This is a genomic window from Bradyrhizobium sp., from assembly GCF_050014615.1.
Lineage (GTDB): Bacteria > Pseudomonadota > Alphaproteobacteria > Rhizobiales > Xanthobacteraceae > Bradyrhizobium.
The window spans coordinates 1-8,511 of the sequence record NZ_JBEKCZ010000215.1 but is presented as its reverse complement, the minus strand read 5'-3'; the positions used below and the strand labels follow the sequence as shown (position 1 = coordinate 8,511).

General features: G+C 59.1%; 7 protein-coding genes and 1 pseudogene. 6 read left to right on the top strand and 2 right to left on the bottom strand.

From position 1 onward, the window contains the following. From ABR948_RS25330 to ABR948_RS25305, 6 genes and pseudogenes are all read left to right on the top strand, one after another. A pseudogene (locus tag ABR948_RS25330) lies at positions 1-119 on the top strand (GFA family protein); the annotation flags it as partial. Positions 120-161: 42 nt separating this feature from the next. After that, positions 162-2,318 carry a methylmalonyl-CoA mutase gene (gene scpA, locus ABR948_RS25325; protein WP_428123229.1) on the top strand — a complete coding sequence of 719 codons (2,157 nt, stop codon included), beginning with the start codon at positions 162-164 and terminating at the stop codon, positions 2,316-2,318. A 35-nt stretch (positions 2,319-2,353) separates the two neighbouring features. Further along, positions 2,354-2,515 (top strand): hypothetical protein, encoded by a 162-nt coding sequence (locus tag ABR948_RS25320; RefSeq protein ID WP_428123228.1) that lies wholly within the window; start codon positions 2,354-2,356, stop codon positions 2,513-2,515. A 97-nt stretch (positions 2,516-2,612) separates the two neighbouring features. Then, positions 2,613-4,913: a hypothetical protein gene (locus ABR948_RS25315; RefSeq protein ID WP_428123227.1), complete on the top strand. Its 2,301-nt coding sequence runs from the start codon at positions 2,613-2,615 to the stop codon at positions 4,911-4,913. Positions 4,914-5,139: 226 nt separating this feature from the next. Then, the gene (locus tag ABR948_RS25310) at positions 5,140-6,117 is read left to right on the top strand and encodes an ABC transporter substrate-binding protein (RefSeq protein WP_428123226.1); all 978 of its coding nucleotides are present in this window, start codon (positions 5,140-5,142) and stop codon (positions 6,115-6,117) included. A 223-nt stretch (positions 6,118-6,340) separates the two neighbouring features. After that, positions 6,341-7,336, top strand: coding sequence for an ABC transporter substrate-binding protein (locus ABR948_RS25305; RefSeq protein ID WP_428123225.1), 996 nt, complete (start codon positions 6,341-6,343; stop codon positions 7,334-7,336). 42 nt (positions 7,337-7,378) lie between these two features. On the opposite strand, the gene ABR948_RS25300 is transcribed toward ABR948_RS25305, so the two are convergent. Both ABR948_RS25300 and ABR948_RS25295 read right to left on the bottom strand, forming a co-directional pair. After that, complete coding sequence (locus tag ABR948_RS25300) at positions 7,379-7,768, bottom strand: cupin domain-containing protein (protein ID WP_428123223.1); 390 nt, start codon at positions 7,766-7,768, stop codon at positions 7,379-7,381. Positions 7,769-7,806: 38 nt separating this feature from the next. Beyond that, positions 7,807-8,511 (bottom strand): MFS transporter (locus ABR948_RS25295; protein ID WP_428123221.1); only part of this gene is annotated, 705 nt, incomplete at its 5' end.

The following is an 8,511-nucleotide window of genomic DNA, read 5'->3' as shown; positions in this document are numbered from 1 at the left end:
AATCCCGGCTTGGCTGGGTGGTGACCATCGCCAACCTGCCGAGCCAGACCACGCTGCAGAATTATGGGGCGGACAAAGTTAACAGCATCGTCAGCCACCAGCATCCGGACCATGATTAGGGGTAGCGCGCCCCAGGGAGTGGTTGTGTTATGTTGAGAACAATGACCCGCATACCTGACTTTGCGAATATCGCATTTGAACAGACCGCCCGCTCCGGACTCACGGGCGGCGCCGAACCATGGCTGACGCCCGAAGGCATTCTCGTAAAACCCGGTTACGGCGAAGCCGATCTCGAAGGCATCGATTTTCTCGAGACCTGGCCGGGCATCGCGCCCTATCTGCGCGGGCCCTACCCCACGATGTATGTCAACCAGCCCTGGACCGTCAGGCAATATGCCGGGTTCTCCACCGCGGAAGATTCCAACGCGTTCTACCGCCGCAATCTCGCCGCCGGGCAAAAAGGCCTCTCGGTCGCGTTCGACCTGGCGACCCACCGCGGCTACGATTCGGATCATCCGCGCGTGACCGGCGACGTCGGCATGGCCGGGGTCGCGATCGATTCGATCTACGACATGCGCACGCTATTCTCGGGCATTCCGCTCGACCAGATGAGCGTGTCGATGACCATGAACGGCGCGGTGCTGCCGATCCTGGCGCTGTTCGTCGCCGCCGCCGGGGAACAGGGCGTGCCGCCGGAGAAACTTTCGGGGACCATTCAGAACGACATTCTGAAAGAGTTCATGGTGCGCAACACCTATATCTATCCGCCGGCGCCCTCGATGCGGATCATCTCCGACATTTTTGCGTATACGTCGCAAAAAATGCCGAAATATAATTCGATCTCGATCTCCGGCTATCACATGCAGGAGGCCGGCGCGACGCAGGACCTCGAACTCGCCTATACGCTGGCCGACGGCGTCGAATATCTGCGCGCCGGGCTGGCCGCCGGCCTCGACGTCGACCGCTTCGCGCCACGGCTGTCGTTCTTCTGGGCGGTCGGCATGAACTTCTTCATGGAAGTCGCGAAGATGCGCGCGGCGCGGCTGTTGTGGGCCAAGCTGTTGACCCCGTTCAATCCGAAAGACCCGCGCTCGCTCAACCTGCGCACGCATTGCCAGACCTCGGGCTGGTCACTGACCGCACAGGACGTCTACAACAACGTGATGCGCACCACCATCGAGGCGATGGCGGCGACGCAGGGCCATACCCAGTCGCTGCACACCAATGCGCTTGACGAGGCCCTGGCGCTGCCGACCGATTTCTCGGCGCGGATCGCGCGCAACACGCAATTGTTCCTGCAGCAGGAGAGCGGCACCACCCGCATCATCGATCCCTGGGGCGGCTCGTATTATGTCGAGCGGCTGACCCATGATCTCGCCGCCAAGGCCTGGAGCCACATCCAGGAAATCGAGGCGCTTGGCGGCATGGCCAAGGCGATCGAGGCCGGCGTGCCCAAATTGCGGATCGAGGAAGCTTCCGCCAAAACACAAGCCAGGATCGACGCCGGCAAGCAGGCGGTGATCGGCGTCAACAAGTTCAAGCCGACCAACGAAGCGCCGATCGACGTGCTGAAGGTCGAGAATTCCACGGTGCGGCGGCTGCAGATCGACAAATTGTCGCGGCTGCGGAAAGAGCGCAACCAGAACGACGTCGACGCTGCGCTGGCGGCGCTGACGCGTAGCGCCTCCGAAGGCAGCGGCAACCTGCTGGCGCTGGCGATCGATGCCGCGCGCGCCAAGGCCACCGTCGGTGAAATTTCCGACGCGATGGAAAAGGTGTTCGGGCGCCACCGCGCCGAAATCAAATCCATCACCGGCGTCTACAAGCGGGAGGCGTCCACCATGTCCAACCGGGTCGAAAAACTGCAGGCGCTGATCGATGCGTTCGAGGATGCCGAGGGCCGCCGCCCGCGCATTCTCGTCGCCAAGATCGGCCAGGACGGCCACGACCGCGGCCAGAAGGTGATCGCCTCGGCCTTTGCCGATGTCGGCTTCGACGTCGACATCGGGCCGTTGTTCGCGACCGCCGACGAGGCGGCGCGGCAGGCGGTCGAGAATGACGTGCATATACTCGGGCTGTCGTCGCTGGCGGCGGCGCACCTCACCGCGGTGCCGGAACTGAAGGCCGCGCTCAAGAAGCAGGGCCGCGACGACATCATGATCATCGTCGGCGGCGTGGTGCCGCCGCAGGACTACGACGCGCTGTACAAGGCCGGCGCCGAAGCGATCTTCCCGCCGGGCACCGTGATATCAGACGCCGCCGAGGAACTGATCCACAAGCTCAATGCGCGGCTCGGGCACAGCGAGGCGGCGGAGTAGCTGCGCATTTTGGGCAATTGTGCCGGCATCCAGCCGTGAGCGACGTTGCAGACATCACGCTGGAAGAAATGATCGCCAAGCCGCGCGAGATCGCGCCTGCGATTAGAGCGGAAGACATTACCCGCTTTATTCAAAATTCATTATCCGACGAATTATCGGTTGACGAAACCAGCGTCTACAACCTATCGCCACTGTGACAGGGCTAAATCTTGTCGTCGTCGGATCGGCGACAGGAACTGACTTTCCAGACCAGTCAGTTGAGCGCAACCCGGCAACGGGCCGAACGGAGCTTTGATGCCTCCACTCTCCTATATCGTCATCGCGATCATGCTGGCCGCGCTGGCGGCGGGCGGGTTCCCAGATAGGCTGGGGTTTTCAGTTTCCCTTTGGTACGAGTTGTTCGACGTCGTCACCTGCCTTCTTGCTGTCCCAGGGGCTTTCAGAATTGCCCGCGGACTTCACGCTCGATTCTGGGTCGGGATAGCCCTTGCTTCGCCCGGGTTGTTTTATGGTGCCATTAATCTCTACCAGCTGACAAACAGGCTCCACGAATCGACAAATGGTCTCCATGGGCCGGTTCCCAGTGCGTTCAACGAGGTGGCTTATCTTGCCAGTTTGGCTTCGGCCGCCGCAGCGATCCATTTAGCAGAAACGCTATCAGGACGTCGCACAGCGTTTCGCGTCGGATACTGGATCCTGGCGGCCGCAGCACTCACCGCGTGCCTTAACTGGCTTGCCCACTCGACAGGATGGATTTTCGCGCAGCACTTCCAGTACTCCTTACTGGCCGGGGCGGCGACTACCGCGGCGATTTTTGTCACATATGGTGCGTTTATCAGTGCTGCGATGCTCGTCGTCGTGCGCCGCGACATCGAGCGCTGGACCGGCATCGTGATCGGTTTAATCAGCGCCTACCTGCTTTACTTGGTCTTGAGGCCGCTGTTTGTGGACGACGGCTTTACTTACTACGTTGGCTGGACGTTTTGGTTGTGGCCCGGCGCGATGCTGATTGGCGGCGCTGCCGTTTGGCGAATGGGGGCCTTGCTCAATACATCGCCGGTTCAGGCGCGTTCTTTCGGCGCGGAACCCAACAAAATTTCAAACGAAATACCCAACCGGGGTCGTCCTGAGGCGCGCCCGCATGTGTCGCGCGGAGTCGCGATTTATTTCGGCGTCTTATTCGTGCTGACATTTATCGCATTCCTTCGCGATGCCATTGGCATCGCGATGTTCATGTTCATGGTCCCAGGTCTAATACTTGCTGCTTCTCCGACCCTGCTTTATTATTCGATCGCCGCGCTCCCCGCATACTTTGTCAATCGATATTGGGGAAAGAGATTGCTCGCGGTCACGATAGTAGCCGCCAGCCTCGCCTTCGCAGCTGTGCTACCCCACTATATCAGCTGGTATCTGCTGGAACGTCTCGTCGCTTCGGACCACTCGGATCCGCCGTCTTCGTTTCAGCCGCGATCCTTCGAGCTGCCACATCCGGAGGCGGACAACTATTGGACGAATTGGCGCCGACCGGAGAGCCACCGCACAACACCCGCGGCCCCCTGCGCAGATCTTTGTCAGCAATTGCTGTTCAAAGGCAATGTCGATCAGGTTGCCATCCGTGATCGTTCGGAACTGGGCGCCATGGTTGAGACGAAGATCGGGAATACTTTTGATGTGTTCTTTAAGCCGAGATGGCGGCGGTTTCGGCTCCAGCGGCTTGAGGCATGTCCCGACACACTAAGCCTTATCGCAGCCGAGTTCGTTCACGAAGTCGTCGGCGGGCGATGCCTCATCGAAGACGTCACCGACAGCCCCGATGCCGACGTCATGTTGTCGATCTCCAAAGCACCGGCTGTGCCCGTCCCCAGGCGCGAGGGTCCGAGTATCGCTTTACGCAGCATCCAAACCGGCCCGACGACGGTTACGATCAGAGAACGGCGCGATCAACAAACTGTCACCACGGAGGTAAAGACCGCGCTGGAAGCTCGTTACTCGCCGCTCCCATTCTACGTCAGCGTAAAGCCTAACGGTCTAAGCTTCAATTTGCTTATTGCGACCGATCCGTTTCCGAGCAGTCTTGCGGACCCCTTTGAAATGATCGCTCGACGTTATCGCTTGCCGATCGCACCGGCACCGAAGTCCGCCCGTCTATCGGTGATCCCGGTTTCGGACGACGACCCGACCGCGGTCAACGCGATCCTGAAGCAAGACTACGGCGCAGGCGGATATATCCCGATAACGCCGACGCGGTTGGTCGCGAGCTTTGTCAACGCCCGGCTTAAGGGAGGACAGCTAAATCAGGACGATATCGAGTTGATCCGTGCACTGCTGAAGCAGCGCGCCTTTGCAGCCCCGCTCGAATCCAAGCTGCCACCAGCGACCTACCAGGCGCTCAAGCCGCTTTTGCCTGACATGTTCGAGCGGATAGCTTACAGAGCCGATGGACAAAACGAAATCGTGGAATCGCTGAACGTGATCTTGGGCAATTTCTCTGCCGAGGACACCGAGCCGTATTCGCTCACCCTCTGTCAAGAACGCAAAAACGGAGATCTGCGCATTTGTTATAGACGAGAGTTTCCGAATGCCCACAAGAAATAGGCAGCATCAAGTTTGCTGCGGTGCATGAGTCTGGTGTTGGCAGATGTGAGACAGGCCGGCGCGATCTGACGATGTCTGTTCATCGGGGTAGACCAGAAGTGGCTGGCCCACGGTCAGAACGACGCGAATGACCCAACTGCGACATCGAGCTTGATCGCTTTCTTAGGCCGGCGGGGGTACCATAACGGTAGCCAATTCCTGCAGCAAACTTGCGCGAGTGGCAGTTATGAGACGACGCAATTTTGTTATGCTTCTGGGCGGTGCGGCTGTGCTGTCGCTGAGGGCACGCGCGCAACAATCGCCAAAGATGTGGCGGATCGGGTATCTGGGATTCGGCTCTGCGTCCAGTTGGACGAGCGAGATAGAGGCTCTGCGGAGCGGCCTCCGCGGTCTAGGCTATATCGAAGGTAAGAATATCTCCATTGAATATCGGTGGGCGCAGCAGGCTGACCAAACTTTTGATCTCGCAACCGAGCTTGTTCAAATGAATGTCGACGTTATCTTTGCTCCCGCCTCAACTCAGGTGGAGCCGGCCCGACGTGCGACTAATAGGATTCCCATTGTCTTCGCTCAACATGCCGACCCGGTCGGCCTCGGAGACGTGGCGAGTCTTTCACGCCCCGGTGGGAATATCACCGGAATGTCGATGCTTCTCACCGAGCTCTCCGTTAAAGAATTGGAGATTTTGAGCGAAACTTTTCCGAACGCGGCTCGGATCGGTGTTCTCTGGAATCCGACGACGCCTTCGCACCCAACCGCTGTAAGGGCGATTGTGGCTGCCAGCGAAAAGCTCGGAGTTCGGGTAGTATTGGCTCCGGCTGGATCGGTCGCCGAAATCCAGGAAGCGTTCGCGATGATGTCGCGGGAGCAGGTCAGCGGTGTGCTTGTCTTATCATCGCCGCTCTACAACACGCACGGCGAACTCCTCGCGGAATATCAAATGAAGCACCGACTGCCCGAGATATTTGCAAATAAAGGAAATGTGAACGCGGGTGGCCTTATTAGCTACGGCGCGGATTTAGACGATCTGTATCGGCGTGCGGCGGCCTATATTGACAAAATTTTCAAGGGCGCCAAACCAGCTGACTTGCCGGTAGAGCAAGCGTCCAAATACTTGATGGTTATCAACCTGAAGACCGCGAAAGCGTTGGGCGTGACCATACCCCAGAACGTGCTGGCCCGCGCTGACGAGATTATCGAATAACTGTTAAATTGGGGCGGTGCATGAGTCCGGTTAAGGCACCAAACGGAAGTGGCGCAATATCCGCTCAGAGTCCGTTGTCGAGGGAAAAGCGGACCTCACGATTGCGCCAGCCGACTTCCGGCTTTGACCCGGACTTCAGGGCAGCCACACAAATAATAGGACCAGCGCTTACGGATTCCCACATGTACTGTTATCGTTGCCGTACCGGGAACGGGGGTGGGAGATGAGGCGGCGAGAGTTCATCACGCTTCTTGGCGGTGGTGTGGCTGTGTGGCCGGTCGCTGCCCGTGCTCAGGCGCCGGAGCGAATGCGCCGGGTGGGCGTGCTCATGGGGTTCGGCGAAAACGATCCTGAGGCAAAGGTTTGGCTTTCCGGGTTCACACAGGAACTTCAAAGGTTGGGCTGGACAGATGGCCGCAATGCGCGGCTGGAAGTTCGTTGGGCCGCCGGCAACATTGACCGGATTCGGACGTTCGCAAAGGAGTTAGTTGGCCTGCAACCCGACGTGATCCTCGCACACGGGACTCCGGTGACGGCTGCACTCCAGCGGGAGACACGGACGATCCCGATCGTATTTGTGACTGTCGCCGACCCCGTCGGCCAATCCTTCGTTGCAAGCCTGCGCCACCCCGGCGGGAATATCACCGGGTTTGTTTTCACAGAAGCAGCAATGGGAGGCAAGTGGCTGGAGTTACTGAAGGAGATCGCGCCTAGCGTAAAACGGGCCGCAATCATGTTCAATCCCGACACCGCGCCCGGCGGCGGGTCATATTATCTACCATCGTTTGAGGAAGCCGGTCGATTGCTCAAAGTGGAGCCGATCACAGCGCCCGTTCATAATGTCGCCGAAATCGAAACGAGCATAACCTCGCTTGGACACGAGCCGGGAGGCGGCCTCGTCGCCGGGGGCGATGCTTTTATGGTGGTTCACCGCGCCCCAACCATATTGCTCGCGGCCCAAAACAATATACCGGCGATATATTTTAATAGCAGCTTCGTCAGGGATGGGGGTTTGCTTTCCTACGGACCACACTTCGGCGATATATTTCTCCGCGCCGCCCCCTATGTCGATCGTATCCTCAAGGGCGAGAAGCCGGCTGACCTTCCCGTTCAAGTGCCGACCAAATTCGAGCTGGCCATCAACCTCAAGACCGCCAACGCGCTCGGCCTCAACGTGCCCATGCATCTCCAGCAGCGCGCCGACGAAGTAATCGAGTAATAATCCAATTTGCTGCGCTTTCGTGAAAATCTTCACGCCGGCCTACGTGGATTCGGCGGAAGTGAAAAATTTTGTTCCATCGAAAAAGCGGTTCGGACGGTTGAATACGGAAATGAACGTCGCTCCGTTGGGAGCGCGCGCGACATGGATGTTGCCGCCAGGTCTCCACACGAAGTCACCTGCGCCAACGCTGCCTTCCGAATCTTCCAGCGATCCCTCGAGCATGAATGTCTGTTCGAGCGCCGTGTGCTCGTGCAGTGGCACGACCGCGCCAGGCGCCATCTTGAACAAGATGGTCGAGCGTCCTTCGTCGTCCTTGTATAGGATCTTCATCTCTATTCCGTCGAAGTCCGTTCGCTGCCAAGGCATGGACGACGCGGCGACGAAGGTAGACCGAAGTTCGGGCGGGTTGACAGGCAAACGCTTGTTCATGAGCTTCTTCTCCGGAATAGTTGCTAATTTCGATCCAGTCACGAGCTCGGAGCCAATCCGGCAGCACGATCATCGACAGCGGTTTCCTCCGATAGATCCATCCCGTTGGTCTCCGGAAGCAGGAGAGCCGCGGCGATCAGCAATACATAGGCCCCGATCGTAAAAAGCCCAATAGCCTCCCCTAGCTCCATCGACGCGCTGAGATAGCCGACCAGCGTCGGAAAAAGCGCTCCCAACGCTCTTCCGGCATTAAAGCAGAAACCCTGGGCCGTAGCGCGAATGCTGGTCGGAAAAAGCTCCGTGAGAAACGGGCCCATCGGAGCGAAGATACCGTTGGCGCAGAAACCCAGCGGAAACCCCAGAACCAGCATGGCCGTGTCGCTGATCTGCAGGTGGGTATAGAGAAAAGCGATGATGGAAGCTGAGACGGCGAACAGCAGGAAGGTCTTCTTGCGGCCGATCGCGTCCGCCAGATGCGCGCCCACGACACAGCCGCACCAGGCGCCGGTGATGATGACGAGCAGATATCCGCCGGTGTTGATGATCGAAAGGCCCTTGGTCGTCTTCAGATAGGTCGGCAGCCAGATCGACAGCGCGTAATATCCGCCCTGCACGCCGGCGGCGAGGAGCACGCAGAGCACCGTGCGGTACAGGTAAGCCGGCGAGAATATCTCGAACGGTTTGGCCACGCCGCCGTGCCCGTCGTTCGCGCGGGAACGTTCGAACACGTCCGGTTCGCTTAG

Excerpts from the sequence above, each read along its gene's own strand:
- scpA (WP_428123229.1), top strand. The coding sequence starts at position 162 with ATGACCCGCATACCTGACTTTGCGAATATCGCATTTGAACAGACCGCC.
- ABR948_RS25310 (WP_428123226.1), top strand. The coding sequence starts at position 5,140 with ATGAGACGACGCAATTTTGTTATGCTTCTGGGCGGTGCGGCTGTGCTG.
- ABR948_RS25300 (WP_428123223.1), bottom strand. The coding sequence starts at position 7,768 with ATGAACAAGCGTTTGCCTGTCAACCCGCCCGAACTTCGGTCTACCTTC.
- ABR948_RS25305 (WP_428123225.1), top strand. The coding sequence starts at position 6,341 with ATGAGGCGGCGAGAGTTCATCACGCTTCTTGGCGGTGGTGTGGCTGTG.
- ABR948_RS25315 (WP_428123227.1), top strand. The coding sequence starts at position 2,613 with ATGCCTCCACTCTCCTATATCGTCATCGCGATCATGCTGGCCGCGCTG.